Origin of the sequence: Corallococcus sp. RDP092CA (assembly GCF_041903675.1) — a bacterium.
GTDB lineage: Bacteria > Myxococcota > Myxococcia > Myxococcales > Myxococcaceae > Corallococcus.
This window is the reverse complement of sequence record NZ_JAYESI010000008.1, coordinates 214,583-240,563: the sequence shown is the minus strand read 5'-3', so window position 1 is coordinate 240,563 and position 25,981 is coordinate 214,583. Positions and strand designations below refer to the sequence as shown.

At 73.5% G+C, this 25,981-nt stretch carries 21 protein-coding genes; 11 read left to right on the top strand and 10 right to left on the bottom strand.

The features are described 5' to 3' along the window. Positions 1-10: 10 nt before the first annotated feature. Genes U8525_RS12270 through U8525_RS12245 form a run of 6 tightly spaced genes read right to left on the bottom strand, consistent with a single transcriptional unit; the run spans position 11 to position 7,822 of the window. The gene (locus U8525_RS12270; protein WP_374265024.1) at positions 11-2,578 is read right to left on the bottom strand and encodes a response regulator; all 2,568 of its coding nucleotides are present in this window, start codon (positions 2,576-2,578) and stop codon (positions 11-13) included. After that, positions 2,575-4,401: a methyl-accepting chemotaxis protein gene (locus tag U8525_RS12265; protein ID WP_374265022.1), complete on the bottom strand. Its 1,827-nt coding sequence runs from the start codon at positions 4,399-4,401 to the stop codon at positions 2,575-2,577. The genes U8525_RS12270 and U8525_RS12265 overlap by 4 nt, the downstream gene beginning before the upstream one ends. 1 nt (position 4,402) lies before the next feature. Beyond that, the gene (locus U8525_RS12260; protein WP_374265020.1) at positions 4,403-6,247 is read right to left on the bottom strand and encodes a methyl-accepting chemotaxis protein; all 1,845 of its coding nucleotides are present in this window, start codon (positions 6,245-6,247) and stop codon (positions 4,403-4,405) included. Further along, positions 6,244-6,609, bottom strand: coding sequence for a protein CrdC (locus tag U8525_RS12255; RefSeq protein WP_374265018.1), 366 nt, complete (start codon positions 6,607-6,609; stop codon positions 6,244-6,246). Before U8525_RS12255 ends, U8525_RS12260 begins: the two co-directional genes overlap by 4 nt. A 5-nt stretch (positions 6,610-6,614) precedes the next feature. Then, the gene (locus U8525_RS12250) at positions 6,615-7,049 is read right to left on the bottom strand and encodes a chemotaxis protein CheW (RefSeq protein WP_374265016.1); all 435 of its coding nucleotides are present in this window, start codon (positions 7,047-7,049) and stop codon (positions 6,615-6,617) included. A 23-nt stretch (positions 7,050-7,072) separates the two neighbouring features. Then, positions 7,073-7,822, bottom strand: coding sequence for an OmpA family protein (locus U8525_RS12245; protein WP_374265051.1), 750 nt, complete (start codon positions 7,820-7,822; stop codon positions 7,073-7,075). A 177-nt stretch (positions 7,823-7,999) separates the two neighbouring features. On the opposite strand from U8525_RS12245, the gene U8525_RS12240 reads away from it, so the two are divergent. Next, a complete protein-coding gene (locus U8525_RS12240; RefSeq protein ID WP_374265014.1) occupies positions 8,000-9,466 on the top strand; it encodes a sigma-54-dependent transcriptional regulator in 1,467 nt (488 codons plus the stop codon). Positions 9,467-9,496: 30 nt separating this feature from the next. On the opposite strand, the gene U8525_RS12235 is transcribed toward U8525_RS12240, so the two are convergent. Then, the gene (locus U8525_RS12235) at positions 9,497-10,780 is read right to left on the bottom strand and encodes a hypothetical protein (RefSeq protein ID WP_374265012.1); all 1,284 of its coding nucleotides are present in this window, start codon (positions 10,778-10,780) and stop codon (positions 9,497-9,499) included. A 337-nt stretch (positions 10,781-11,117) separates the two neighbouring features. Between U8525_RS12235 and U8525_RS12230 the strand changes: the two genes are divergently transcribed. The 9 genes from U8525_RS12230 (at position 11,118) to U8525_RS12190 (ending at position 20,571) form a co-directional block, all read left to right on the top strand. Continuing rightward, positions 11,118-11,690 carry a hypothetical protein gene (locus U8525_RS12230; protein WP_374265010.1) on the top strand — a complete coding sequence of 191 codons (573 nt, stop codon included), beginning with the start codon at positions 11,118-11,120 and terminating at the stop codon, positions 11,688-11,690. Beyond that, positions 11,677-12,060 (top strand): GIY-YIG nuclease family protein, encoded by a 384-nt coding sequence (locus U8525_RS12225; RefSeq protein ID WP_374265008.1) that lies wholly within the window; start codon positions 11,677-11,679, stop codon positions 12,058-12,060. The genes U8525_RS12230 and U8525_RS12225 overlap by 14 nt, the downstream gene beginning before the upstream one ends. Positions 12,061-12,229: 169 nt before the next feature. Then, on the top strand, positions 12,230-13,864 hold the full coding sequence (locus tag U8525_RS12220) for a CotH kinase family protein (RefSeq protein WP_374265006.1): 1,635 nt from the start codon (positions 12,230-12,232) through the stop codon (positions 13,862-13,864). Beyond that, complete coding sequence (locus U8525_RS12215) at positions 13,861-14,628, top strand: VTC domain-containing protein (RefSeq protein WP_374265004.1); 768 nt, start codon at positions 13,861-13,863, stop codon at positions 14,626-14,628. The genes U8525_RS12220 and U8525_RS12215 overlap by 4 nt, the downstream gene beginning before the upstream one ends. A 61-nt stretch (positions 14,629-14,689) precedes the next feature. Further along, positions 14,690-15,988, top strand: a complete 1,299-nt coding sequence (locus U8525_RS12210; protein WP_374265002.1) for a porin — start codon at positions 14,690-14,692, stop codon at positions 15,986-15,988. Then, positions 15,988-17,670, top strand: a complete 1,683-nt coding sequence (gene tmk, locus U8525_RS12205; RefSeq protein WP_374265000.1) for a dTMP kinase — start codon at positions 15,988-15,990, stop codon at positions 17,668-17,670. The genes U8525_RS12210 and tmk overlap by 1 nt, the downstream gene beginning before the upstream one ends. Further along, on the top strand, positions 17,657-18,325 hold the full coding sequence (locus tag U8525_RS12200) for a DUF4956 domain-containing protein (RefSeq protein ID WP_374264998.1): 669 nt from the start codon (positions 17,657-17,659) through the stop codon (positions 18,323-18,325). The genes tmk and U8525_RS12200 overlap by 14 nt, the downstream gene beginning before the upstream one ends. Before the next feature lie 30 nt (positions 18,326-18,355). Beyond that, entirely contained in the window at positions 18,356-18,982 is a 627-nt protein-coding gene (locus U8525_RS12195; RefSeq protein ID WP_374264996.1) for a DUF47 domain-containing protein, read from the top strand. Positions 18,983-19,053: 71 nt separating this feature from the next. Then, positions 19,054-20,571, top strand: coding sequence for an Hsp70 family protein (locus U8525_RS12190; RefSeq protein WP_374264994.1), 1,518 nt, complete (start codon positions 19,054-19,056; stop codon positions 20,569-20,571). A 7-nt stretch (positions 20,572-20,578) separates the two neighbouring features. On the opposite strand, the gene U8525_RS12185 is transcribed toward U8525_RS12190, so the two are convergent. Both U8525_RS12185 and U8525_RS12180 read right to left on the bottom strand, forming a co-directional pair. After that, a complete protein-coding gene (locus U8525_RS12185) occupies positions 20,579-23,308 on the bottom strand; it encodes a response regulator (RefSeq protein ID WP_374264992.1) in 2,730 nt (909 codons plus the stop codon). 117 nt (positions 23,309-23,425) lie between these two features. Beyond that, positions 23,426-24,625, bottom strand: coding sequence for a hypothetical protein (locus U8525_RS12180; protein ID WP_374264990.1), 1,200 nt, complete (start codon positions 24,623-24,625; stop codon positions 23,426-23,428). A 202-nt stretch (positions 24,626-24,827) separates the two neighbouring features. On the opposite strand from U8525_RS12180, the gene U8525_RS12175 reads away from it, so the two are divergent. Continuing rightward, on the top strand, positions 24,828-25,223 hold the full coding sequence (locus tag U8525_RS12175; protein ID WP_374264988.1) for a two-component system response regulator: 396 nt from the start codon (positions 24,828-24,830) through the stop codon (positions 25,221-25,223). Positions 25,224-25,233: 10 nt separating this feature from the next. On the opposite strand, the gene U8525_RS12170 is transcribed toward U8525_RS12175, so the two are convergent. Further along, complete coding sequence (locus U8525_RS12170; RefSeq protein WP_374264986.1) at positions 25,234-25,908, bottom strand: SOS response-associated peptidase; 675 nt, start codon at positions 25,906-25,908, stop codon at positions 25,234-25,236. Positions 25,909-25,981: the final 73 nt, after the last annotated feature.

Sequence of the window (25,981 nt, the reverse complement as noted above, 5' to 3'; positions counted from 1 at the left end):
CCCGGCTACCTCAGCCCAGAAGCCGCCCCACGACGTCCACCAGGTCCTGCCGGACGAGGTCGCCCTTGGTGATGTAGCCGTCCGCCCCGGCCGCCAACCCACGCGCCCGGTCCGCCTCGCCTCCCCGGGTGGTGAGGATGACGACGGGCAGGCGGCTTCGGACCGGATCCGCCTTCAGGCGGCGGGTGAGCTCCACGCCGTCCATCTCCGGCATCTCCAGGTCGGTGACGACCAGCTCCACCGGGGGGCCCTCCTGCGCCAGCTGCTCCAGCGCGGAAGGCCCGTCCGCCGCCCGCAGGGTGTCATACCCCACGGCCTCCAGCAGGTTGGCCACCAGCTCGCGGGTGAGGGGCGAGTCGTCCACCACGAGGATCCGGCGGCGGCGCGGCGCGGGCGCGCGCGCGGCGGGGCGGGCGAGCCTCAGGGGCGCGGTGCCATGCACCCCCGCCGCCAGCGCGGCCGCGGACAGCACCATGGCCAGCCGCCCGTCCGCGAGCGACGTGGCCCCGGTGAGGTGCGTGTAGCGCGCGAGGATGCCCTTCAGCGGGAGGATGGCCTGGACGCGCTCCTCCAGCACCCGATCCACCGCCAGTGCGGCCTCCAGGCCCTGGCCCTTCACCACCAGCACCAACTCCCCCTCGCGGGCGGGGCGCTCGGGGTCCAGGCCGAGGAGCGACGCCAGCGAGGCGAAGGGCAGCACGTGGCCCTCCATGCGCAGGGTGGGGCGGCCGGCGACCTCTCCGATGTCGGAGGCGTCCACCTTGAGGGCGCGGGAGACGTGGACGGCGCTCAGGGCGAGCGTCTCGCCGAGGACCTGGACGAAGAGCAGGGGCGCCACGGTGAGGGACACCGGGACGCGCAGCGTGAAGATGGTGCCCCAGCCGGGCGCGGACTCCACGCCCACGTCGCCGCCCAGCGCCTGGAGGGACGTACGCACCGCGTCCAGCCCCACCCCCCGACCTGACAGGTCGGTGACGACGTCGCGCGAGGTGAAGCCGGGCAGGAAGACGAGGTCGCGCGCGGCGGCGTCGGACAGGGCGTTGGCGGCGGGCTCGTCCAGGATGCCCCGGCGCACGGCCACGCGCCGCAGGAGCGCCGGGTCCATGCCCGCGCCGTCGTCCTCCACGCGCAGGAGGATGCGGCTGCCCTCGCGGGCGGCGCGCAGGGTGAGGCAGCCCCGAGGGTGCTTGCCGGACGCGACGCGGTCCACGCGCGTCTCCAGGCCGTGGTCCAGCGCGTTGCGGACCAGGTGCATCAGCGGCTCGCGCAGGGCCTCCACGACGGAGCGGTCCGCGCGGGTGTCCTCGCCGTCCACGACGAGCTCCACCTCCTTGCCCAGCTCCCGCGCCAGGTCGCGGACCATGCGGGGGTAGGGCTCGAAGAGGACGGAGAGGGGCAGCATGCGCAGGCCCTGGATCTCCTCGGACACCTGATCCAGGTCGCGCAGCTCCGCGTTGGCGAGCAGCTTGGCCTCGCGGTGCAGGGTGGCGGCCAGCTCCTTGGCGCGGCCCAGGCGCTCCGCGAGCGCGACGCCCGCGGGCCCCAGGTCCTCGGCGGCGCGGGCCAGCTCGCTCAGCTCGCGCACGAGCTCCAGGCGGCGCGCGGTGGCCAGCTCGCGGCGGCGGGCCACCTGGCCCAGGTTGGTGACCGCGCTGGTGAGCATGTCCAGGCTGGCCACGCCGATGCGCACGGCCGTGTCCATGCGGACGTCGGCGGTGCGCACCGCGCCGGCCCCGGGCTTCTGCGCGGAGGAGGGGCGCGAGCGCGCGGTGTCGACCATCCGCGTGCCGGGCAGGGGGCCGGGGGACGCCGTGGCGCTCGGGGGGAGCGCGTCCGGCGGGGCGCTCGCCGTGGGCGCCACCAGGCGAGAGTGTCCCGAGCCCCCCGTGGAAGGACCGCCCGGGGGCGGGCCCTGCGAGCCCGGCGCGCCTCCCGGAGCGGGCGCGTCCATGTGAGCCGCCGTCGGACTCGCGGACGGCTCCGACCGGAGGGCCGCCGCGAGGAACTGGGACGCGGCCGTCCCCGGCGACGCGCCCCCCGCCGGCGCGTCCGGACGCGCCGGCGACGCGCCCCAGCGCGCGGGGACCACCACGGCCGCAGCCGGCTCCCGGCGGTCCAGCGCGAGGCGGGGCGACGTCCCCTCCCCCTTCGCGGCCCGGCCGCCCTCCTCCGGACGGGGAGCGCCCGCCGGACGCGCGGACTCCACGAGGCTCCGCTGCTGGAGCGTCGCCACCAGCGTCTCCACCGCCAGCATCGGCTCCGCGGCCTGGAGGGCGCCGGACAGCGCGAGCACGGTGTCCGCCGTGGCGAGCAGCGCGTCGGTGGACTCCGACGACAGGCGGTAGCGCTGCGGCTCCGCGCACCGGACCAGCTCCTCCATCTCGTGCGCGAGCGTGTTGATGTCGTTGAAGCCCATCATCCGGGCCTCGCCCTTGAGCCCGTGCAGCTCGCGCAGCACCCGCTGCCCCGCCTCCAGGTTGCCCCCGGACTCCAGCTCCATCAGGGCGCGGTTGATGCGCTCCAGGCGGACCGTGACCAGGTCGCGGAACTGCTTGAGGAGCCGCTCGCTGGGGTTCACCCGCCGCCTCCCCCCCGCAGGGTCGCCCGGTGGATCTGGAAGCGCTCCACCACCCCGCGCAGGTCCTGCGCCAGGCCCAGCAGGTCCCCGTTCGCCGCGCCCACCTGCTTCGTCGCGTTGAGGCTCTGCTGGGTGATGCGCAGGATGTCCGCCATCGTCTCCGCGAGCTGATCCGTGCCCGCCTGCTGCTGCTGCGTGGACCGGGAGATGATCCGCACCGCGTCCGACGTCTGCCCCGCCAGGTTGACGATCTGGCTGAGCGACTGGGACACCTGCTCCGCGAGCCCCGTCCCCGTCTCCACCGCGCGCACCCCGCCGCCGGTCACCGTCACCGCCGCGGCGGAGGCCTCGCGCACCTCCTCGATGAGCCCTTCAATCTCCTTGGTGGACTCCAGCACGTTCTCCGCCAGCCGGCGCATCTCCGCCGCCACCAGCGAGAAGCCCCGCCCCACCTCGCCCGCCTTGGTCCCCTCCAGCTCCGCGTTGAGCGCCAGCAGGTCCGACTTGTCCGCGACGCCGTTGATGAACTCGACGATCTTCCCGATCTGCTGCACGCGCTTGTCGAGCCGCCCCACCGCCGCGCCAATGGCCTGGTTGTCCTGGCGCATGCGCGCCATGGCCCCCAGGAAGGACTCCGCGCTGCGCTGCCCGCCCTGGGCCGCCGCCAGCGTGCGCTGGGCGATCTCCGCCACCGAGCTCGCGTTCTCCGCGATCTGCTTCGCGGAGCGCGCCAGCTCCTCCGTGGTGGCGCTCGTCTCGTCCAGGCTGCTGGCCTGCTCGGCGGCGCCCGCCTCGTAGCGCCCGGACGTGCTGAGGATCTCCTCCGTGGTGGCGGAGATCTGCGAGCCCGCGCGCTGCAGCTCCGCGAGCACGTCCGCCAGGTGCGTGCGCATCGTGGTGAAGGCCGCAGACACCGCCCACACCTCGTCCTCCGCGGGCACGAGCCGGGGGCTGGCCAGGTCGCCCGCGGCGATGCGGCGCGCCTCGCCGGACAGCTCGCGCATGGGCCGCCCGAGCAGCGTCCCGCCCAGGTACGCCGTGGCCAGCGCCAGGCCGAACACCACCGCGCACAGGAGCGCGCTGGACGTGACCGCGTCCAGCCGCAGCGCGTCCACCAGCACGCCCTGCGGATCCGGACCGCCCGCCTCCAGGAGCCGGTTGAAGAGCCGGTCCGACAGCGCCGTGACGACCTGCGCGGACATCACCGCGGGCGTCACCACGCAGATGGCGGTGAAGGCCACCAGCCGCCCGCGGATGCGCGAGCGCCGGGGCAGCGCGGCGATGACCTGCGCGTGCGTCAGCCCCTGCTCCGCCACCCAGAGCACGCCGCGCCGGGCCCTCAACGTGACGAGCCCGTACACGAGCAGCGACGTGAGCGGGCCGAACAGCGCCCCCAGCCCCGCGGCCCGCAGGGTGACGGCCCCCGGCAGGTCCATCACCGTCCAGAGCGCCAGCGCCACCACGCCCGTGGTCAGCCCCCACAGCCCCAGCGAGCGGAAGAACGCCTCGCCCGGCGCGCGCGCCACCTCGCCCACCGCGCTCGACAGGTGCTCCAGCGAGGGCGGCGGCGCTCCGCGCTCCAGGGCCCGCAGCCGGGGGAAGCGGCGCAGGGACACGCCCACGCCCAGGAGCATGTGCAGCGCGCTCACGCCCACCACCAGGACGACCAGCGCGCCCAGCCGCGAGATCAACGGGTCGCCCACCACGAGCGACGCGAAGTGCAGCCCCAGCGTGGAGCCCACCAGGTTCGCCAGCGGCACCGGGAACATCAGCTGCCGGCTGAAGGCGGCCCGCCGGGGCGCCTCGCGCGAGGAGCGGACCATGTCACCCGCCTCCCGTCGCGGCGGGCGCGCCGGATGCCCCGGAGGGCTCGCCGTCGGGCGCCGGCTCGACGTGGAAGCGCTGCACCACGTGCTGCAGGTCCGCCGCCAGGGCGGACAGGTCCGCGTTGGCCGCCACCATCTGCTTGGTGGCCGCGGCGTTCTGCTCGGTGACGCGCAGGATGTCCCCCATGGCCGCCGCGAGCTGATCCGTGCCCGTCTGCTGCTGCAACGTCGCCAGCGAGATGCTGCGCACCGCGTGCGACGTCTGCCGCGCCAGCTCCAGGATGAGCGCCAGGCTGTCGTCCACCTGCGCCGCCAGCAGCGTGCCCAGCTCCGTCGTCTTCAGGCCCGCCTCCGTGGCCATCACCGCGCCGTTCGTCGCGTCGCGGATCTCCCCGATGAGGCCCTCGATCTCCTTCGTGGAGCGGATGACGTTCTCCGCCAGCCGGCGCATCTCCGCCGCCACCAGCGAGAAGCCCCGCCCCACCTCGCCCGCCTTGGTGCCCTCCAGCTCCGCGTTGAGCGCCAGCAGATCCGACTTGTCGGCGATCTCGTTGATGAACTCCACGACCTTGCCGATCTGCTGCACGCGCTTGTTGAGGCGCACCACCGCGTCCGCGATGGCCTCGTTGTCCTCCTTCATGCGCTGCATGGCGCCCAGGAAGGCGGTGGCGCCGCGCTGGCCGGACTGCGCCGCGCCGAAGGTCGTCTCCGCGATGGCGGACACGGACTCCGCGTTGTCGGCGATCTGCTGCGCGGACCGGGCCAGCTCCTCCGTGGTGGCGCTGGTGGCGTTGAGCGCCCCGGCCTGCTCGTCCGCGCCCACCTCCTGCTCCGTGCTGGTGGCCACCAGCTGCTCGGTGGTGGACGCGATCTGAATGCCCGCGCGCCGCAGCTGCGACAGGGCCTGCACCAGTTGCACCTGCATCTGGGTGAAGGCCGCGGAGGTGGCCCACACCTCGTCCTCGGCGTGGATGACGCGCGGGGGCCGCACCTCGCCGCGGGCGATGCGCGTCGCGTCCTCGGTGATGGCCCGCAGGGGCTCCGACAGCGCCGTGCCCCCGAGCGCCGCGGTGCCCAGGATGAGCAGCGTGACGACCCCCGCGACGAGCCCCAGGGGCGGCCCGCCTCCCTCGCGCGCCCGCGCCATCACCGCCGCCCGCTCCGTGGGCGTGCGGGCCTGGGCCCAGGCGTCCACCACCGTCACCGTGCGCGTGAAGGCCACGTCCAGGATGAAGAGGGACGGGCTCAGCACCGCGATGGCGGTGAACATCACCAGCCGGCGGCGGATGTGCATGCGCCGGGGCGGCAGCGCGGCCAGCACCTCCAGCGGCGACAGCCCCAGCGACACCAGCCGGTCCAGGGTGGCCCGCGCGCGGCGCACCACCATCAGGTACACGAGCATCGCGCTCAGGGGGCCAATGGACATCCCCAGCGCCGTCAGCCGCAGCGACTCCGTCCACGGCACGTGCGCCATGGACGGGAAGGTCAGCGCCACCAGCAGCGTGCCGCCCAGCCAGCCCTGCATCACGAACCAGAAGCTGCGGCCGGGGATGGCCGCCACCTCCTGCACGGCCCCCAGCAGGTGCTGCGGCGTGATGGGCAGCCGGCCCTCGCCCAGCGCGAAGAGCGTGCGCAGGGCGCGCGTGTCGCGCGCGTACCCCACGCCGATGAACAGCGCGAGCGCGCACAGCATCAGCCCCGACAGCGGCGTGCGCCCCACCTCCGGAATCGTGTGCGACAGGTGGACGTGCAGGAACGCGACGGCCACGCCCAGGCAGCTGCCGGGGATGCGCGGCCGCGTCGTCCAGCGCCCCAGGGCGCGCAGCTCCGGCGGAGGCGTCACGCGCCCTCCTCCAGCCCGCGCAGGTAGCGCTGGAAGGCCTCCAGCCGCAGGAGCGGCCAGAGCACCCCGCGCGTCAGCACGAAGCCGCGCAGGCTGCCACCGGAGGCCCCCGCCACCACCGGCGACGGCGGCAGCACCGACAGCACCTCCGAGTCGATCTCCAGCCCGTCCACGCCCACCGCCCCCCCGGTGGCCGTCACGAGCACGCGCTGGGCGTCCCCGGCGCCGAGGAAGGCCCGGTGGGCGGACACGGTGTCCGCGTCCGGCGCGGCGATGGAGGCCACCTCGCCCGCCTCGAAGGCGATGCGGTGCGGCCCCACATGGCACAGGAGCGTCCCCTCGACCCGGCCCACGGGAAGCATGGGGCTCAGCCGCCCTGGCTCAAGTGGTCGAAGAGGCCTTCCGGCTCAATCACGGCCACGTCGCGCGAGCCGCTCTTCACGGGGCCGCGCAGGTGGACATGCACGCCCGAGGGGCCCAGGGGCTCCAGCGGCCCCATCAGCGCGGACACGCCAGCGACGTTGCTGGCCGTGAGGGCGAGGGTGCCGCGGGACAGCCGGACCAGGACGGCGCGCCGGGAGCCGGCGGAGACCCCGCCCACCAGCAAGCTCATGTCCACCACCGGGATGACTTCACCCCGGTGCGCGAACACGCCCAGCAGGTGGGGCGGGGAGCCCGGCACCCGCGTCAGCTCGGGGAAGGTGACGACCTCCGCCGCTGCTTCCGCGGGCACCGCGTACCAACTGCTTCCACAGGCGAAGACGAGGTAGGACTGACGCGTTTCCGACTCTAGGGCGGCCATGCGCGCCAGAGCCTACCCCAGAACTAGCGCTGGAACTCCACGCGGCGGTTCTCCGCCCAGCCTTCCTCGGTGGACGCGCTGGACAGCGGGCGGGTCTCACCATAGCCCACCGTGGACAGCCGGTTGGACGGCACGCCCAGGTCGACCAGGTAGCGCTTCACGGCCGCGGCGCGGCGGTTGGACAGCTGGAGGTTGTACTCCTCCGTGCCGCGCTCGTCCGCGTGGCCGCCCAGGGTGATCTTGCCCTGGCTGGCCTTGATGCACGCGGCCAGGTCGCTCAGGCGCGACTGGGCGCTGGAGTCCAGGGTGGACTCGTTGAAGCCGAAGCGCACCGGCGAGTAGTCGCAGCGCGAGGAGGTGTCCGCCGTCACGCAGCGGCCGCCCTGGCACTCCTGGCCCTCACCGCAGTCGGTGCTGGCGGAGCAGGTGTCCTTGGGGGCCTGGCAGCGGCCGCCCTGGCACGTGCCGCCGTTGCACGCGGAGTCGTCCTTGCACTGGGCCTCGGCGCACTTGCCGGCCTCGCAGATGCGGCCGGCGCCACAGGCCGCGTCCGTGGTGCACTCCGGCGGCTTGGGGGCGCACTTGTTGGCCTGGCAGGTGAAGCCCTCCCGGCAGTTCGCGTCCGTCGCGCACTCCTGGCACTGGCCCTGGACGCAGACCTCGCCCTTCTCCTGGCACTGCTCGTCGTTGTTGCACTTGGGGTAGGTGGGCGGGCACCCGGTCATCACGGCCACGGCGAGGGCCAACCCGGCCCAAAGCGAAATCCGACGCATCATTCCTCCGACGGCGACCACGGGAAAAGAGAGGCCCACAGAGGGCGGGCCATGGCTGTCCGCGTGTAGTCGGACCCACCGGGGAGAGTCAAAAGATTTGTCTTTTCACCGCCCCTCCGGGCAACACGAGACCCTTGATGCCCCGATTATTTCCGTGAGAGTGTGAGCGGTTTGCCCATGCCCGCCGCCGTCCTCATCGTTGATGATGAAAAGAACATCCTCCTGACCCTGAGCCAGTCGTTGCAGCTGGCCGGCTACCGCACGGAGCTCGCCAGCAGCGGGCAGGTGGCGCTGGACGTGGTGAGCGCGCGGCCGGTGGACGCGGTGCTGATGGACGTGAAGATGCCGGACATGGACGGCCTCACGGTGCTGGCGCGTCTCACGGAGCTCAAGCCGGACCTGCCCGTCATCATGATGTCGGGCCACGGCACCATCGACACGGCGGTGAAGGCGACGCAGCTGGGCGCGCGAGACTTCCTGGAGAAGCCGCTGGCGCGCGACCGGCTGCTGGTGGCGCTGAGGAACGCGCTGAAACACCAGGCGGCGATGGAGGAGCTGGAGGAGCTGCGCGCGCAGCTGGGCCGCTTCGACATGGTGGGCGGCGGCCCGGCCATGCAGCGCATCTTCTCCCTCATCCAGCGCGCGGCGCCCAGCGAGGGGCGCGTGCTGATCACCGGCGAGAACGGCACCGGGAAGGAGCTCATCGCGCGGGCCCTGCACCAGAACTCCAGGCGCAAGGGCGGGCCGTTCGTGAAGCTCAACTGCGCCGCGGTGCCGCACGACCTCATCGAGAGCGAGCTGTTCGGCCACGAGAAGGGCGCGTTCACCGGCGCGGTGAGCGTGCGGCGCGGCAAGTTCGAGCTGGCGCACGAGGGCACCCTCTTCCTGGACGAGATCGGCGACATGCCGGCCGCCATGCAGTCGAAGCTCCTGCGCGTGCTCCAGGAGGGCGAGCTGGAGCGCGTGGGCGGCGCGGAGACGCTCAAGGTGGACGTGCGCGTCATCGCCGCGACGAACAAGAACCTGGAGAAGGAGATCGCCGCGGGGCGCTTCCGCGAGGACCTCTACTACCGGATCAACGTCGTGCAGATTCACTCCCCGCCGCTGCGCGAGCGCCGAGAGGACCTGCCGGACCTCATCGACACGTTCCTGCGCGAGGCGTGCGCGAAGAACGGGCGGCGGCCGCTGGCGCTGTCGCCGGACGCGCTCGCGGTGATGAGCGCGTATGACTACCCGGGCAACGTGCGCGAGCTGCGCAACCTGGTGGAGCGGCTGGCCATCCTCTGCGAGGGCCCGGTCGTCTCGCGCACGGACGCGCTGGAGCTGTTGCCCCGGGGCCGGCCCCTGCCCCCCATGCCCGAGCCCACCGCCGGCGGTGACGCCCCCGTCGCGCCGCCCGTGGCGGTGACGGCTCCTCCCGCCGCCGAGCCCGCCGCCACCGCGAACGCGGGCGGTTGGAGGCCTCGCGTGGATCAGACCTTCCGCGAGCAGGTGGAGGACGCGGAGCGGGAGATCATCCAGCGGGTGCTCGCCCACACGCATGACAACGTGACGGAGGCGGCGCGGATCCTCGACCTGGAGCGGGGTCACTTCTACAAGAAGATGAAGGCCCTGGGCCTGCGTCGCGGTCAGTCCGAGTCGTAGGCGAGGGCAGCGCCTGCTCCCGGGCGCACGTCAATCTTGCGACGGAGGCGTGGGGCGCCGCCTCCAGCCCTGGAGGAGCCGCTCGGCGGCGGCCAGGTAGCGCCACTCCGCCCGGGCGAGCATCACCTGCTCGCCGTGCTTGATCCGGATGGCCATCCACAGCGGCAGCCCCGGGACGAAGTGCGCATCTCCCACGGCCCAGGTCAGGCTCCCCGCTCCCCGCGTGGCGGCCACCACTCGGGAGATACAGGCGTCGAACTCCTCCGCGGGCAGCCAGCGCAGCGCCTCCAACACCCGGTCCGGCTCGAAGCCCCTCAGCGACGTGGGCTTTCTGGTGACGGCCTGGAGCACCTGCGGGCCGCGCCCGTCGGGGATGAACGCCAGCGTCCGGGGACGCAGGACGCAGACCCCCTCGACGTCCCCCACCTTCGCGGGGAGGAGGGCGACATCCTCCAACCGGACGCCGGACCGCGCCGCGCCGAGCAGGGGCGGCTGCCGGTGCAGCTCCAGCATGAGCAGCAGCCCCAGGGCATCCTGCACGCCGCGCGCGCGCAGCCGGCGGTCCCCCGTCACCACCAGGTCGAACTGGCCCAGGTCCAGGCGGACGCCGTCATCCGCGATCGAGTCCAGGCGCACCGCCTGCGCCTCACCGATCAAGGGATTCCAGAGCACCCGCTCGCTGGTGAGCCGCACCTCGCCGAAGCGCAGCAGGTTCCACAGCAGGATGCCGCCGAGGAAGAGCCCCAGGAAGGCGATTCCCAGGGTCTTGGCCCCGGGGAGCCCCGAGACCAGGAGGAGGAACCCGAGCAGGGCGCCCAGCGGCACCAGCAGCAAATAGCGGGAGGGAATGTTCGTGCCGGCCACGCCCGGGCCGGGCTGCTTCGAACGGTTGATCTCGGGCACGAAGACCAGCACCTCGCCCTCCTTCAGCGCCTTGCTGACAGGCTGGCGAAGCAATGCCTCCAGCCGCGTCAGCGCCTCCTCGAGGACCACGCCCGGAGGCGCGACCGTCAACGTGTCCAGCCGCTGCCGCGCGAGCCGGGTGAGCCGCTCGAGTTGCTGGGAGAGGGCGCGGGCCTGCCGCAGGACGGGCGTGTCCTCGGTCCACCCCTCCACCTCCGCGCGGCGACGCACACGCTCCAGCACCTCCCGCACGCCTGGAGCGCCGGCCACCAGCGCGGACACCCGCTCCGGCTGCTTCAGGAACCGGCGCTTCCAGCCCCGGGCCGACAGCACGGCCTCCATCTCCGCATACGGGCGCAGCGCCCCGGAGATGACCTCCGCCCCTCCTTCCAGGACCCGCTCGACATCCATCCCGGAGTCGGAGAGGGGGGGCGTGGCGGGAGCTGTTCGTGCGCGTTCGGGCATCAGGCCAGAGCATAGCTGGCGCGCTCTCCCGGGCGCAGCGCAGGGAGCCCTTCGCGCGCTCGGCGTCGAGTGGGCGCCGAGCCATGGGGCGCCCCCCTGCCCGCGGGCCCACGGCCGCGTTGACGCCCGGGGGAGGCGCTGGTCTATTGGCCCCACGGGTGCCGAGGGGCGCCCGCCACCCGGAAAGACGACGTCACCCTCGCTTCACCCGCTGTCGCCAGACTCCCGATGAAGTCCTTCCACGGTCCCCCAACGGGTGAGGGCCAGCACCGGAGGATTCGTCATGGGAACCGGCAGCACCCTCCCCGTCACGCTTCATGAATACAAGGTCCGCGCGTCCCTGCTGCTCAAGGACCTGGACTCGCCCGACACCGCCCGCGCCACGCGCGCCGCGGAGCGGATGCGCGCCCTGCCCTTCTTCGCGGCCCTGTCCCTGGGCGAGGTGCTCGCGCGCCGGGACAGCGTGAAGCACAAGCACGGGCTCTCCGTGGTCGCGCGCGAAGCGGGCCACGCCACCTGGACGGACCTGAAGCAGGCCCTGGAGGCCCGCGAGGGGCGCCTGGACACGCGCGCCCTCTTCCAGAAGGGCCAGAGCGTGTTCCTCAACCGGTGGTTCTCCTCCTACGAGGGCGCCGCTCGCTCCTTGGAATCGCAGGGGGGGTTCCTCTTCCCCTTCCGGACGCAGTGCTTCGTCTGCGAGGCCGACTTCCTCCAGGCGCTGGGCATCGACCCGCGGGACGCGGACTGGGAACGGATGGGCCGCGACTGGGTGCGCCCTCGCGACGCCGCCGCGAAGGACCGGCTGGAGGCGAAGCTCGTCGCGCGAGGCTACGGAGGCCCCCATGTCGGCCGGTGACGACTCGCGCGCGGAACGCGCGGAACGCAAGCGCGCATACAAGGAGGCGGAAGTGCCCATGGGCATCTACGCCATCCGCTGCCACGCCAACGGCAAGCTGTTCGTGGGCCACGCGCTCAACCTGACGGCGATGTTCAACCGCATCCGGTTCGAGTTCGCCCAGCGCATGCACCGCGTCCCCGAGCTCCAGGCGGACTGGGAGCGCTACGGCGAGGCGGCCTTCTCCTTCGAGGTGCTGGACAGGCTCAAGCCCCGCGAGGAGCCCGGCGGCCCTCCGCCCGCGGAGGAGCTGAAGGTGCTGGAGGAGATGTGGCTGGAGCGCCTGAAGCCCTACGGCGACGCCGGCTACAACACGCCGCCCAGGACCTGAGCCGCCTCGGACGTCTCAAGGGAAGTCCAGTCACATTCCTGGAAACAATCCGTCACATCCGCGTAACGAAGAAGTCACACCCACCCTTCAAGGTCCGGAATCGCAGTGCCACGGCGGAGCCCCCGTTCCGCCGTGGCCGTGCTCCCCCGCACCCGAGAAGGGACTCCTCATGGCCTTGCCTCGTCCGCGCCTGTCCGGCGCCTTCGCGTTGTTGGCCTTCGCCCTCACCGCCTGTGGCAGCGACCGCCCCGACACCTGGACCGACGCCTCCCACGGGAAGCACGCGCCACCGGCCTATGACGTCGTCTTCCCCCAGGGGCAGGTGCAGCGCCTGGACATCGTCGTCACGCCGGAGGACTGGGCGACGATGCAGGACGACATGACGTCCATGCTCGGCGAGTTCGGCGCGGGCGGAGGTATCGGCGGGGGCATGGGTGGCCCGCCCGATGGTGGCATGGGCGGCGGTGGCGGAGGCGGCTTCCCCGCGGAGTTCGAGGCGGCCTGCGTAGGCAAGGCGTCCGGCGAGGCCTGCACCGCGACGTTCAACGGAAACACCTTCACCAGCACCTGCTCCACGTCTCCCATGGGCGGCGCGCTCGCGTGCCTCCCGACGGTGGGCGGGGGTGGTGGCGGCGGCCCTGGCGGGCCTCCCGACGGCGGCGGGTTTGATCCAGGCGGCGGCGCGGGTGGCGGCGGAGGCGACCTCATCCCCAACACGCCGGTGTACGTGCCCGCGACGGTGAAGTTCGAGGGCAAGACGTGGAACTACGTGGGGCTGCGCTACAAGGGCAACTCGTCGCTGTCCCAGGGGTGGCGGAGCGGCGTGGGCAAGCTGCCGCTGCGCTTCAACTTCGACAAGTTCGAGGACGCGCACCCTGAAATCGAGGGCCAGCACTTCTACGGCTTCGGCAAGCTGTCGCTGTCCAACGCGGTGGCGGACGCGTCGCTCCTCCGCAACAAGGTGGCCACGGACCTGTTCCGCGAGGCGGGCGTCCCGGCCAGCTACACCGCGTTCGCCGCCGTCTACCTGGACCACGGCGACGGACCTCGATACTGGGGCCTCTACACGCTGGCGGAGGACCCCGGCGACCCGCTGCTCGAGCGCTTCTTCGGCGACGACAGCGGCCCGCTCTACGAGGCGGACGGCACCGGCGCGCGGCTCCAGAGCTTCGACGAGGCCTCGTTCGAGCCGGACAACAAGGCGGCGGAGAAGGCGGGCTGGGGCAGCGTGCAGGCGCTCATCACCGCGCTCAACTCGGACCGCGCGGACTCCGTCGCGTGGCGCACGCGGCTGGAGGCCACGCTGGACGTGGACGGCTTCCTCAAGTGGCTGGCCTACAACACCGTCATCGAGAACTGGGACGCGTATGGCGCCATGGCCCACAACTACCTGCTGTATTCGCACCCGGGGGAGAACGGCCGGCTGCACTGGGTGACGTGGGACCATGACCGGTCGTTCCAGGACGGCATGCGCGCCACGTCGCTGTCGCAGGAGTCCGTGGACGCGACCTGGCCGCTCATCCGCTACCTGATGGACGACCCCGTCTACCGGCCCGTCTACGAGAAGTACGCGCTGGAGGCGGTGGACGGCCTGCTCGCCCCGGGGCCGCTGGAGGCGCGCTTCCGCGAGGAGCACGCGCTCATCACCCCGTGGGTGGTGGGCGAGAACGCGGAGCAGGCGGGCTTCACGTTCCTGAGCAGCCCGCAGGCGTTCCAGGACGCGCTCACCGGGGCCAACGGCCTGGTGGACTTCGCGACGAAGCGGCAGGCCGAGGTGCGCGCGGCCTTCGGTACGAGCCCATGACCGCGACGGCCCGTGTGCAGGACGCGGACAGGTCCGCGCCCGCCGCGGAGCAGGACCGGGAGCGGCGCTTCCAACCGCCGCGCGAGGCGCTGGCGTCCTTCCTGAGTGCCATCCAGGGCTGGACGTCCCGCCACCTCTACGCCCCGGACCTCCCCGTGGCCTACACGCGCACGACCTACCTGGACACCGACGGCCTGGACTTCCTGGGCACGTGCCACTCGGGCCAGGCGGAGCGGCTGCGCCTGCGGGAGTACGCGGGCGCGGCCCACCCCTCGGAGGCGCCGGTGCTGACGGGGACGCGCTTCCTGGAGCTCAAGCGCAACCACGGCGAGCGGCGCACCAAGGTCCGCCTCCCCGTCACGGAGGCGGAGGCCCGCGCGGTGCTCACCGGCCAGCTCCTGCCGGTGGACGGCGCCGCCGCGCGGCTCTTGCGGCAGGCGAGCCTCTCGCCGGTGCGGCCCTGGGTCACCGCCTGGTACCAGCGCACCACGCTGGCCACGGTCTCCCGCGACGTGCGCATCACGCTGGATGAAGGGCTGGTGTTCGCGCTGCCGCCGGACACGCCCCCGGCCGCGGCGCTCGCGGCCCCCACGCGGCTGCTGGGCCGGGCACCGCCCTCGACGGTCGTCGAGGTGAAGTGGAAGCGCGACGCTCCCTCCTGGCTGGAGGAAGCGCTGTGGGGGCTGTCGTCGCATGAGACAGCCGCCTCGAAGTTCGAGCAGGGCATGCGCGCGCTCCTGGAGGACGCGCGTCCCACGAAGTGAATCCCCCGAAGGAAGCCCCCCTCCCGTGCCACCGAGACTCCGCCCCCCTTCTGGCCGTGCCATGCCCGCGCGCGGGCTGCTGCTGACATCGATGCTGCTCTGCGCCTCCGCCAACGCGCGGGAGGCCGTCAGCTCGCTTCCCCCCGCCGCTTCGGAGGACACCGCCCCCCCGCCAGTGTTCACGGAGGACGGCGCGAGGCCGCCGGCCCGCGTGCCCTCGGAGCCCGCTTCCGCGCCCACCACGGCCGCACCCGCCGAGGGCGTGGGGGCTCCGTCCTCCTCGCGGACGCTGCCGGAGCCGCCGCCCGCCGCCGAGCCCTTGCCACCTCCTCCAGACAACGAGACGGGGTCGGATGCGCCGCCTCCCACCGTGCGGCTCCCCACCGGCTCCGGCGTCATCGAAGTGGGTGGCCGGCTGTCGGTGCGGGAGACGGTGGACTCGCGCCCGGACAAGGTCTGGTCCGGACGGCTGTCCCTGCCGGCGACGCGCCTGGAGGCCACCTACCGCTTCAAGAAGAAGCTCAAGGCGGTGGTCGAGTTCGACGTGCAGGACGGCCTGAAGGACGCCTACGCCTGGCTGGACCTGCCCCACGGCTTCGCCATCCGCGCGGGCCAGTTCAAGGTCCCCCTGTCGCTCATCGAGCTGGAGTCGTCCCGGTCGCTGCCGCTCGCGCGACGGGGCCTCTTGCGGGACGTGCTGCGCGACGCGCTGGTGCTCAGCGGTCGCAGGCCCGGCGCCCAGCTGGAGTGGAAGTGCAAGGGCTGCGCGGTGGACCTGAAGCTGCGCGCGGGCGTGTGGCAGACGGGCCATGACACCGGCAAGGTGGACCTGGCCAAGGGGCTGGGCGTGGTGCCCGCCTTCCGGGGCACGCTCAGGCTGGGCACCGTGGAGCTGGGCGCGTCCGCGCTGCTCCAGCCCGCGGGCGCCATCGACGGGGGCTCGCACACGGGCTGGACGGCGGGGCTGGACGTCCAGCACGAGCTGCCCGTGGGGCGCGGCGCGCTGCGCACCTGGGGCGAGGTGCTGGCGGGCCGCACCGAGCTGCTCACCGGCCTGGAGGGCCCCTTCCTCACCGCGCGGGCCTTGAGCGGCTGGCGCATCGGCGGTGGGACGTCAGGCGCGCTGTTCGTGGAGCCCTTCGTGATGCTGTCCGCGCTGGATCCGGACCGCACGCTCCACCAGGACCTGGTGTGGGAGGGCGCCGCGGGCCTGAACGTCGGCCAGTTCCGCCACTGGCGCCTCCAGGCCCAGGCGGAGGTGCGCAAGGCCGGTGACGCGGTGCCCGCCGCCGTCACGGCGCTGGAGGACAACCTGGCCTCGCGCAAGGCCGTGCTGTTGCAGATGGAGGTCTCCTTCTGATGTTCATCGTGTTCGAGGGAATCGACGGGTCGGGCAAGACGACGCTGTCCAACCGCGTGGCGCGCGAGCTGCGCCGGGCCGGGCTCACCGTGCGCCACGTGCGCGAGGACGGGCGGCTGGCCTCGCCCGTGTCGGAGGGGCTGCGGCGCTTCACGCGCGACCCGCTGCACCTGGCGCTCACCCCCGTGGCGGAGCTGCTGCTGTACGCGGCGCGCGAGGCGCAGCTGCTGGAGGAGGTGACGCGGCCGGCGCTGGCGGAGCACGACGTCGTCATCGCCGACCGCTTCCTCTACACCGCGGAGGTGCTGGCCCGCTTCGGCCGGGGCCTCCCGGAGGCGGAGGTCCGCGCCGTGCTGGACACCTGCCAGCGCGGCCTCCAGCCGGACCGCGTCTTCCTCATCGACGTGGACCCCGCCATCGCCCGCGCCCGCCGCCGCGCGTCCAAGCTGCTGGCGAAGGACCGCTCCACGCCGTCGCGCAAGGGGCTCACCGGCACGGGCCTCCAGGCCCGCCTGCGCGCCGGCTACCGCGCCCTGGCCGCCGCGAGCCCGGAGCGCTGGAGCGTCATCGAGAACACCGACGTCCCCCTGGACGAACAGGTGACCCGGCTGGTGGAGGGCGTGCTGCGCGTCCGGCGCGGTGAGGCGCCCCTCCCTCACGAGGGCCTGGCGCGCCCCCCCGCCCCGGCGCGCTCGCTGCCGGAGGCGCGCGGCCGGTTCCTGGCGCGGCTGGATGGCTGGGCCGTGGACGAGCCGGGCCTCGCCGCGTGGTTCCTCGCCGGCATGGAGGGCCCGGACGTCGAGGCGCGCCGCGCGCTGCTGGCGGAGCGGTGCCCGGAGCTCATCGCCCACGGGCTCTCCGGCCTCACCCACCCGGCCGCCTGGGAGTGGCGCCACCGGCTGGAGGGCGCCGCGCCCGAGCAGGTGCTCGCCTCCCTCACCGAGGCCGCCAGCGACGCGCCCGAGGCCTGGCGCCTGCGCGAGCGGTGGGAGGCGCGGGCCCCGGAGGCCGTGGCCGCGTCGCTCATGGGCCTGGACTCCGAGCGTGCCTGGCTCATGCGCGACCGGCTGTCACACGCCGCGCCGGAGCCGGTGGTGGTCTCCCTCTCGGGCCTGGACTCCGAGCGCGCCTGGAGCGAGCGCTGGCGCTGGCTGTCCTCGCGCGGCGGCGACGCGGCCTTCGCGGACGAGGGCGTGGCGCGGGCGCTGTGCCGCTCGCTCCGGGGCGTGGACAGCGAGCGGGCGTGGGCGTGGCGCGAGCGCGCGATGGCCGTGGCGCCGGACGCCGTGCTGCGCTCGCTGGAGGGGCTGGACAGCCCCCGCGCCTGGGCCCTGCGTGAGCAGCACGCGGCGCGCGCGCCCAAGGCGGTCATCGGCTCGCTCGCGGGGCTGGACGTGCCCGCCGCGTGGACGCTGCGCGAGACGTTCGGCGTGACGTGCGAGGAGGTGCTGGACTCGCTGACCGGCATGGACGTGCCCGCCGCGTGGCATCTGCGCGCGGTGCTCGCGGACACCTGGCCCTCCGCCACCGTGAAGAGCCTGGGGGTCCTCGCCGCGACGGCGCGGGGCGCGGCCCTCACGCTGGAGCTGCTGGAGCGCCACCCCCACGACTTCGCCCTCCTGCGCCAGGCGGCGCGGGCGGCATCCCTGGTGCACGAGGAGCCTCGCCATGGCGTCGCATGATGTCTTCACCGCGGGCGCGCAGGCGTCCGCGCACGGATTGCCGCTCCTGGAGGTGCTGGAGCGGCTGGGCTTCGCGCTGGTGCTGGGGGCGCTGCTGGCCTTCCGGCCGTGGCGGCGGTGGATGCCGCGCGCGCCGGTGATGGCGCAGGAGACCATGCACACCCAGCTGCTCATCGCCATCGCCGGGGCGGTGATGACCACGGTGATTGGCGACAGCATGTCGCGCGCCTTCGGGCTGGTGGGCCTGGGCGGCTTCATCCGCTTCCGCTCGGGCATCAAGGACTCGCGCGACGCGGCGGTGATGTTCGTGATGATTGGCGTGGGCATGGCCTGCGGCCTGGGGGCCTTCCCCATCGCCGTGTGCGCCACGCTGTTCTTCGGGACGGTGCTGCTGGCGCTGGACTCCACCCTCCAGCGCCACCCGCAGCGGCTGAGGGTCTCCCTGGACGTGGAGGACCTGGGCGCGGCCCTGCCTCCCTTGCGCCAGCTGCATCCCGACTCGCGCGTGCTCACCCTGGAGCAGGCCAGCGCCCTCCCGGGCGGCACCGCCGTGGTGGAGCTGGCCGTGCCGGAGCGCACCGACACCTTCCTCCTCCTGGAGAAGCTGCGCGGCGCGCTGCCCGGCGTGCGCGGCGCCTCCATCGACCCCGAGTAGCCCCCTCCCCCACCGCGCCTGGAGCCCCTCATGTTGCAGCGACTGATGCCAAGGTCGGACGGCTTCTTCGACGACTTCGACGCGCAGTGCGCCACCACGCTGGAGGGCACGCGCCTCTTGCATGCGCTCCTCAGCGACTACCGGGACGTGGGCGACCGCGTCCGGGCGCTCCAGGCCGTGGAGCACCGGGGCGACGCGGCGGCGAAGGCCGCCTTCACCCGGCTCCACCGCGAGCTCATCACGCCCTTCGAGCGCATCCACATCCACGCGCTCGTGTCCCGCATCGACGAGGTGCTCGACTTCGCGCACGCCACGGCGGCGCGCCTGCACACCTACGAGCTGCCGGAGTGCCTGCCCGAGGCCACCGAGCTGTCGCGGCTGCTCGTGCTGTGCGCCGAGCAGGTCCGCGACGTGGTGACGCGCCTTCGCGTCATCAAGCAGCCCGAGCGCATCCTCACCGGGTGTGAAGCGCTCCGGCGGCTGCGCGGCCAGGCGGACGCGGTGCTGGGCGCGGGCCTGGGCCGCCTCTTCCGCGGCGACCTGCCGCCCTTCATGGTCATGAAGTGGAAGGGGGTCTACGACCTGCTGGAGACGGCCCTGGACCGGTGCGTGGATGTGGCCCGGGTGGTGGAGGGTGTCGTCCTGGAACACTCCTAGTGGCACCCGCCCCGGGTCCACGTCGTGCCGGGTGCCCCGGCGCGGCGGGACGTGCGAGGATGGCCCCCTTCATGAGCACGAGCGCCGCCCCCATCCTCGGCATTGACTTCGGGACCACCAACACCGCGGCGGCCTTCTTCGACCGGGCGAACAAGCTGCGCGTGGTGCCCATCGCGGAGAAGAGCCTCACGCTGCCGTCCATCGCGTGGTTCCACGCGGGCGACAAGGCCATCGTCGGCCCGGCGGCGCGGCGGCAGATCATCGACGACCCGCGCCACACCATCTTCGGCGCCAAGCGCTTCCTGGGCCGCCGCTTCCAGTCCGAGTACGTGTCCCGCCACCGCGGCCGCTTCGCCTTCGAGCTGGTGGAGGGCCCGGACGGCTACACCGCGGTGGAGGTGTACGGGAAGGTGACGCCGCTCATCGACGTGGCGCACTTCATCCTCAAGCACCTGAACACGCTGGCCACGCACGCGGCCGGGGCGAGGTTCGAGGAGTGCGTGCTCACCGTGCCCGCGCACGCCACCATCCGCCAGCGCGAGGCCATCCGCCGCGCCGCGGAGAAGGCGGGCCTGCGCGTGCGCGCCATCGTCAACGAGCCCACCGCCGCGGCGCTCTACTACGCCAACCTGCGCAACCCCGAGCAGACGGTGATGGTGTTCGACCTGGGCGGCGGCACCTTCGACGTCACCCTGATGTCCGTGCAGAACCGCGTGGTGAAGGTGCTGGCCACCGGCGGCGACGCGTTCCTCGGCGGCGCCAACTTCGACGAGGCCATCGTGGAGGCGCTGGTGGACGACTTCCAGCGGGAGCAGGGCATCGACCTGCGCGGCAACAAGGTCGTCATGCAGCGCCTGGTGTTCGCCGCCGAGTCCGCGAAGATGGCGCTCTCCAGCGCGCCCTCCGTCCCCATCCGCATCCCCTGCATCACCCAGAAGGACGGCGCCTTCGTGGACTTCAACGTCACGCTCACCCGCGAGCGGATGGAGGCCATGGTGTTCCAGCTCATCGAGCGCACCGCCGCCGCGTGCGACGACGTGCTGGAGAAGGCGGGCCTGCGGCCGGACGCCATCGACGAGCTGGTGCTGGTGGGCGGCCAGACGCGCATGCCGGCCATCCGCGAGCGCCTGGCCCACTTCAAGAAGCTGTCGTCGGACAAGGAGGTGCACCCGGAGCTGGGCGTGGCCGTGGGCGCGGCCATCCTCGGGCGCAACCTGGCGCGCGGCATCAGCGGCCTGTCGGACGTGGTGCCCATGCCCATTGGCGCCATGGTGCCCGGCGGCGGCCAGCACGAGGTGCTCCCCGCCAACACGCCCGTGCCCGGCACGCGCACCGTGGACCTGGAGCTGCCGCCCTGGCCGGGGCCCGTGCCGGTGGCCCTCTTCGAGGCGCTGGACCGCACCACCGTGGAGCGCGAGCTCCTGGGCACCGTGCGCATCGAGCCCGACTGGCGCGTGGCCCACCCGGGCCCCACCACGCTGGAGCTGCGGATGGGGCCGGACTTCGCCCTCACCGCGAGCCTCGTCGCGAAGGACGGGCAGCGTCAGCCGCTGGCCATCAGCGACCCGAACGCGCCCCAGCGGGTCTGAACGAGCGTCAGCCCGCGGCCCGGGAGACCACGGTGCCCTTGAGCTGCTCCAGGAGCCGGCGGCTCTCGTCCAGGGCCTCCTGGCAGTGGGCGATGAGCCCCTCCAGCCCCTCCAGCACCCGGGCGTCCGCGCGCTGCTCGATGTCCCAGCACAGCGACTCCAGCATGGCCGCGCCGAAGTAGGCCGCGTTGGACTTGAGCGTGTGCGCGGCCCGCGCCAGGTTCTCCAGCTCGCCGCGCGCGAGCGCCCCCCGCGCGTCGTCCATCAGCCGGGGCATGCTCTCCAGCGCGGTGTCCACGAGCTCCGGGAGCATCCGCTCCACCTGCCCGTCCAGGGACTGCCACAGCCGGTCCAGCGCGCCCGCCTCCAGCCCCCGGATGCGCGGCGCGCCCGGGCCGGGGGCCTCCGGGGCGCGGGCGACGGGGGCGGCCCCGGGCTCGCGCGGCAGGCGCTCCCAGGCGCGGCGCAGCGCGGAGATGAGCTCCTCCACGCGGATGGGCTTGCTGAGGAAGTCGTCCATGCCCGCGTCCAGGCACTCGCGCCGGTCCGCCATCATCGCGTTGGCCGTCATGGCGATGACCCAGGGCTGCTCGCTGACGGGGATGTCCTTGCGCAGCTGGCGCGTCGTCTCCAGGCCGTCCAGCTCCGGCATCTGGACGTCCATCAGCACGACGTCGTAGCGGTTGCGCCCGAGGAGGGCCAGCCCCTCGCGGCCGTTGTTCGCGGTGTCGGACGGGTAGCCCAGCCGCTCCAGCACCAGCAGCGCCAGCTTCTGGTTGGTGGGGTTGTCCTCCACCAGCAGGATGCGCAGCGGCATCTGCTCGCCGGGGCGCGTGTTGAACACGGAGCGCTCGCGCGTGGCGGGCGCGGGCGCCGCGGGCAGCGGCCTGGCGGAGATGAGGTCCTGGGCCAGGCACGTCATCAGCGCGTCGTGCAGCTGCGACGCCTTCACCGGCCGGGGCAGCACCGCCGTGAACAGGCCGGGCGGCTGCGCGTCGCGCTGATCGTAGGACGTGAGCAGCAGGAGCGGCAGCTCGCGCGCGTCGCGCTGCTGGCGGATGTGCGCCGCCAGCGTGGGGCCGTCCATCAGCGGCATGCGGTGGTCCAGGATGGCCAGGTCGAAGCGCGCCCCGGACTCCAGCTTCGACAGCGCCTCCTGGCCGGAGCCCACCTCCACCAGGGCCATGCCCCACGCGGCCAGCTGGCGGCCCAGCAGCTTGCGGTTGATGGCGTTGTCGTCCACCACCAGCACGCGCCGGCCGTGCAGCTTCAGCGCGTCCGGGCGCAGGGACTCCGCGCCGCGGGGGGCCTCGCGCGCCTGGAAGGTGAAGTGGAAGGTGGCGCCCTTGCCCGGCACGCCCTCGCTCTCCATCCAGAGCCGCCCGCCCATGGCCTCCACCAGCCGCTTGCTGATGGCCAGCCCCAGCCCCGTGCCGCCGTAGCGGCGCGACACGGATTCATCCAGCTGGTTGAAGGGCTGGAAGAGGCCGGCGCGCGCGGCCTCGGTGATGCCCAGGCCGGTGTCCTGCACCGCGAAGTGCAGCTCGAAGAGGCCGCCCGGCGCGAGCGGCTGGCGCGGCGTGTCCACGGAGATGGACACCCCGCCGCGCTCGGTGAACTTCACCGCGTTGCCCACCAGGTTGAGCAGCACCTGCCGCAGGCGCGCGCCGTCGCCCACCACGCTGACGGGCGTCTCGTCCGTGACGTGGTAGCCCAGGTCCAGGGACTTCTCGCTCGCGCGCATGGCGAGCAGGTCCAGCACGGACTCCACGCACTGGCGCAGGTTGAAGGGCTGCTGCTCCAGCTCGACCCGGCCGGCTTCGATCTTGGAGAAGTCCAGCATGTCGTTGAGCAGCCCCAGCAGCGCGTCCCCGCTCTGGCGGATGGTGGACGCGAAGTCGCGCTGCTCGGGCGTGAGCGCCGTGTCCATGAGCAGCCCCGCCATGCCGATGATGGCGTTCATCGGCGTGCGGATCTCATGGCTTATGGTGGCCAGGAACAGGCTCTTGGCCTGGTTGGCGTCCTCGGCGGCCTGGCGCGCCCGCTGGAGGTCGGTGACGTCGTGGTAGATGGCGATGAAGCCCATGGACTGGCCCGCCACCGTCACCGGCAGCGCGCGCAGCTCCACGTCCACCACCGTGCCGTCCTTGCGCACGCGCTTCGTCACGACGTGCACGCGGTCCTTGCTCAGCACCTCGCGCGACGTCTCCTCGGCCTCGGGACGGATGGTGTCCGCGTTGGCCACCAGCTTGAGGATGTTGCGCCCCAGCGCCTCCTGCGGCGTGTAGCCGAAGAGGCGCTCCGCGGCCGGGTTCCAGCTGAGCACCTCGAAGTCGCGGCTGATGGTGACGATGGCCACCGGGCTGTGGCGCACCACCGCCTCGAAGAACTCCTTCTGCTGCCGGAGGATGGACTCGGCCGCCTGCGCGGCGTCCAGGCCCCGCAGGAGCAGCATCCAGCCGCCGTCCTGCGGCACCGCCTGCACCCGCACCGGGCGCACGGGGCCCAGCGGGACCTCCATCTCCGGGGAGGCGTCATGCGGCGAGGAGACCTGGGGGGGCGTCCAGCCCGGCAGCACGCGGTCCACGGGCTGCCCCACCAGCAGGTCGCGCGGCCCCAGCAGCGCCTCCGCGGCGCGGTTCACGGCCACGACCCGCAGGGTCGGGTCCAGGACGAGCACGCCGTCTCGCGTGTGCTCGAACAAGGCCGGATACGCGCTGGGTGGCAGTTCGGGCAAACGTCCCCCTCCGTTCAAGAACTGTAGGTCAGTCGAGGCGCCAGTTCCATGTCATCCACGGAAAACCGTGGAGGTGGGCGGGCGCAGGGCCTTTCCCGGTGCTCCCGGGACGGCGATTCAGGGGGTTGGAGTGCCTGCCTGGCCATGGAGGGGAGCAGGTTGTTTCGATGTGTCTTCATGCAGCGCGGGAAGCTCACCCAGGGTGCTGGCGAGGACGCTCCGGGCGATGCGTGAGCGAAGCCAGCGTCCGGGGGCCCAGGGGATCCATGCCACGGCGGAGTCCCCCTGGGACATGCCAGATGCGGGGTCCTCCAACGTTACGCCCCGAGTGCGGACCTCGTGCGCGGCGAGCGTGGGGCAGCCGGCCTCCGCCAGGTCCTGGTCCAGCGCGGCGATGGCCGCGTCCAGGGAGGGGGCCGCGAAGTCCTCCAGGAGCCGCGCGTGGAAGGCGGCCTCCGTCAGGGCGATGCACCGGTCCGGCCCGGTCGCGCAGCGGCGGGCCTTCCGCGCCACGTCCGGGGGCGCGGCGAGCCCCCCGAGCTGCGGGCCCGCGAGGAGCAGGGCGTTCATCCGGGCCGTCTGCTCGGCGGGCATGGGCGCCCAGTCCGCGGGCGGCGAGGCCATGGCGTCGTGCGCCAGCCGCTCGACGTCGAGCAGGTTGACCGCGAGCGAGCCGCCCGCGAGCGAGTCCGTGCGCAGGCTCAGCCACGCCAGGTGGCGCACCTGCTGCGCGGCCTCCAGCGGGTGGCCCGTCTTGAGCCCGTGGAGCATGCGGAACTTCGCCCAGCGCTGGAGGAGGAAGAGGTCCGGGACCTCGCCGGCGGTCCAGTGGACGCGGCCTGCGGCGCTCAGGGGGCTGCCGTTGAACAGGTCCCACCGGTCGTACGCCAGCAGCCGGACCATCCAGTCGAAGTCCAGGCGGGACACGTCGATGTTCGCGGTGAGCCACCGGCCCTGTCGCAGGTCCAGCGCCTCCTCGCGCAGCGCCTCCGGCAACGCCAGCGGCGAGCCCTCCGGGGGCGGCCGCTTCAGGTCGCGCGACCAGGGCAGCCAGGCGTTGAGCAGGAGGCCCGCGTCCCCCTCCGTCCGGCCTTCGTGGAACCAGGGGTCGGCCTCCAGCGCGGCCTCCTCCGCGCAGTACGCGTCCACGCTCGCGGCGAGCGCCTCCTGATGGCGGCGCAGCGGGGCCTCGAACCGCCGCTGGAACCACACCTCCGCTCCCAGCATGCCGGCCGCGGCCAGCACGGCGAGCCCCGTGACGGAGGCCACGGCGATGCGCCGGAGCCGGCCCGGCGCGGCCCTGTCGGAGGACACCATGGCCGCGAATCCTAGGGGGCTTTTCCCGGAGGTCCCAGGAAGTGTCCGGGCCTGGCGCGCCCCTGTCTCAAGGCGGGCGACCCGCCGGGCCCCTGCCCTCCTGCCCATGGCCAGAGCCGCCGGCCCGGAATCAACGGCGGGCCCTGGCCGGTGCGGCGCGCGGGCGTCCTAGCTTTCCATTGACCCCACGGAAGAGAGAGCCGTGCCCGACGCGACGACCCCGCCCCTGATCCTCCTCATCGATGACGAGCCGGAGCTGGAAGTGATGGCCCGGTACCTCGAGCTCGAAGGCTACTCCGTGCTGACGGCGACCAACGGTGAGGAGGGGCTCGTGGCCCTGGCCTCGTGCCGCAAGCCCTGCATCGTGCTGTTGGACCTGATGATGCCGGTGATGGACGGCTATGGCTTCCTGCGACGGCTGCACGACGACGCGGCGCTGTGCGGACTGCCCGTCTTCGTGCTCACCGCCAGCTTCCCCACGGAGCAGATGGCCGGCGTCGCCGGCACCCTGCGAAAGCCCCTGCACATGGAGCTGCTGAAGGAGGCGGTTGCGCCCTACTGCCCGCCGGCGGGCGAGGAGAGCCCCGCGGCGAGCTGAAGGCCCCGCGTCAGGCCGCGACGCGGGCCACGCACTCGGGCCCGTCGTTGGCGGGCGAGTTCACCCCGCGCGCCACCTCGTGGACGTCCAGCAGCGCCTCCGGCGCGGGGACGAGCAGCGGCAGGAGGACGGCCGCCTCCTGCGGCTCCGGACGCAGCCACACGGCCTGCCCTTCCGGGGACAGGATGACGGGCATCCGGTCGTGGATGGGGGCCATCAGCGCGTTGGGGCCCGTGGTGATGAGGGTGCACGTGCGCAGCACCTCGCCCGTGTCCGGCGCCGTCCACTCCTCCCACAGCCCCGCCAGCGCCAGCGGCCTGCCCTCGCGGTGGTGGAAGAAGTACGGCGTCTTGGGCTTCGTGGACTGCTTCCATTCGTACCAGCCGTCCACCACCACCAGGCACCGCCTGCGCTTGAGCGCCGAGCGGAAGCTGGGCTTCTCCGCCACCGTCTCCCCCCGCGCGTTGATCAGCTTGTTGCCGATGGACGCGTCCTTCGCCCAGGACGGGATGAGCCCCCAGCGGAACACGTCCAGCAGCCGCGCGCCGTCGTTGGGCACCACGGGCAGGAGCTGCGTGGGACAGAGGTTGAAGCGCTCGCGCTCCAGCGTCGCGCGCGCCCCCGCGAGCCCCAGCTCGGCGACGAGCTGCGCGGGAGAGGTCCGGACGGTGACTCGGCCACACATGGGACGCGAGCGTAGCGCCCGGCGGCGGGCGCCGCACGCCCCAGGCGCCCGGCCGGTGGGGGGCCGGACGAGG

Coding starts and splice junctions, on each gene's coding strand:
- U8525_RS12265 (WP_374265022.1), bottom strand. CDS start 4,401: ATGGTCCGCTCCTCGCGCGAGGCGCCCCGGCGGGCCGCCTTCAGCCGG.
- U8525_RS12255 (WP_374265018.1), bottom strand. CDS start 6,609: ATGCTTCCCGTGGGCCGGGTCGAGGGGACGCTCCTGTGCCATGTGGGG.
- U8525_RS12250 (WP_374265016.1), bottom strand. CDS start 7,049: ATGGCCGCCCTAGAGTCGGAAACGCGTCAGTCCTACCTCGTCTTCGCC.
- U8525_RS12245 (WP_374265051.1), bottom strand. CDS start 7,822: ATGCGTCGGATTTCGCTTTGGGCCGGGTTGGCCCTCGCCGTGGCCGTG.
- U8525_RS12240 (WP_374265014.1), top strand. CDS start 8,000: ATGCCCGCCGCCGTCCTCATCGTTGATGATGAAAAGAACATCCTCCTG.
- U8525_RS12235 (WP_374265012.1), bottom strand. CDS start 10,780: ATGGATGTCGAGCGGGTCCTGGAAGGAGGGGCGGAGGTCATCTCCGGG.
- U8525_RS12230 (WP_374265010.1), top strand. CDS start 11,118: ATGGGAACCGGCAGCACCCTCCCCGTCACGCTTCATGAATACAAGGTC.
- U8525_RS12225 (WP_374265008.1), top strand. CDS start 11,677: ATGTCGGCCGGTGACGACTCGCGCGCGGAACGCGCGGAACGCAAGCGC.
- U8525_RS12220 (WP_374265006.1), top strand. CDS start 12,230: ATGGCCTTGCCTCGTCCGCGCCTGTCCGGCGCCTTCGCGTTGTTGGCC.
- U8525_RS12215 (WP_374265004.1), top strand. CDS start 13,861: ATGACCGCGACGGCCCGTGTGCAGGACGCGGACAGGTCCGCGCCCGCC.
- U8525_RS12210 (WP_374265002.1), top strand. CDS start 14,690: ATGCCCGCGCGCGGGCTGCTGCTGACATCGATGCTGCTCTGCGCCTCC.
- tmk (WP_374265000.1), top strand. CDS start 15,988: ATGTTCATCGTGTTCGAGGGAATCGACGGGTCGGGCAAGACGACGCTG.
- U8525_RS12200 (WP_374264998.1), top strand. CDS start 17,657: ATGGCGTCGCATGATGTCTTCACCGCGGGCGCGCAGGCGTCCGCGCAC.
- U8525_RS12195 (WP_374264996.1), top strand. CDS start 18,356: ATGTTGCAGCGACTGATGCCAAGGTCGGACGGCTTCTTCGACGACTTC.
- U8525_RS12190 (WP_374264994.1), top strand. CDS start 19,054: ATGAGCACGAGCGCCGCCCCCATCCTCGGCATTGACTTCGGGACCACC.
- U8525_RS12180 (WP_374264990.1), bottom strand. CDS start 24,625: ATGGTGTCCTCCGACAGGGCCGCGCCGGGCCGGCTCCGGCGCATCGCC.
- U8525_RS12170 (WP_374264986.1), bottom strand. CDS start 25,908: ATGTGTGGCCGAGTCACCGTCCGGACCTCTCCCGCGCAGCTCGTCGCC.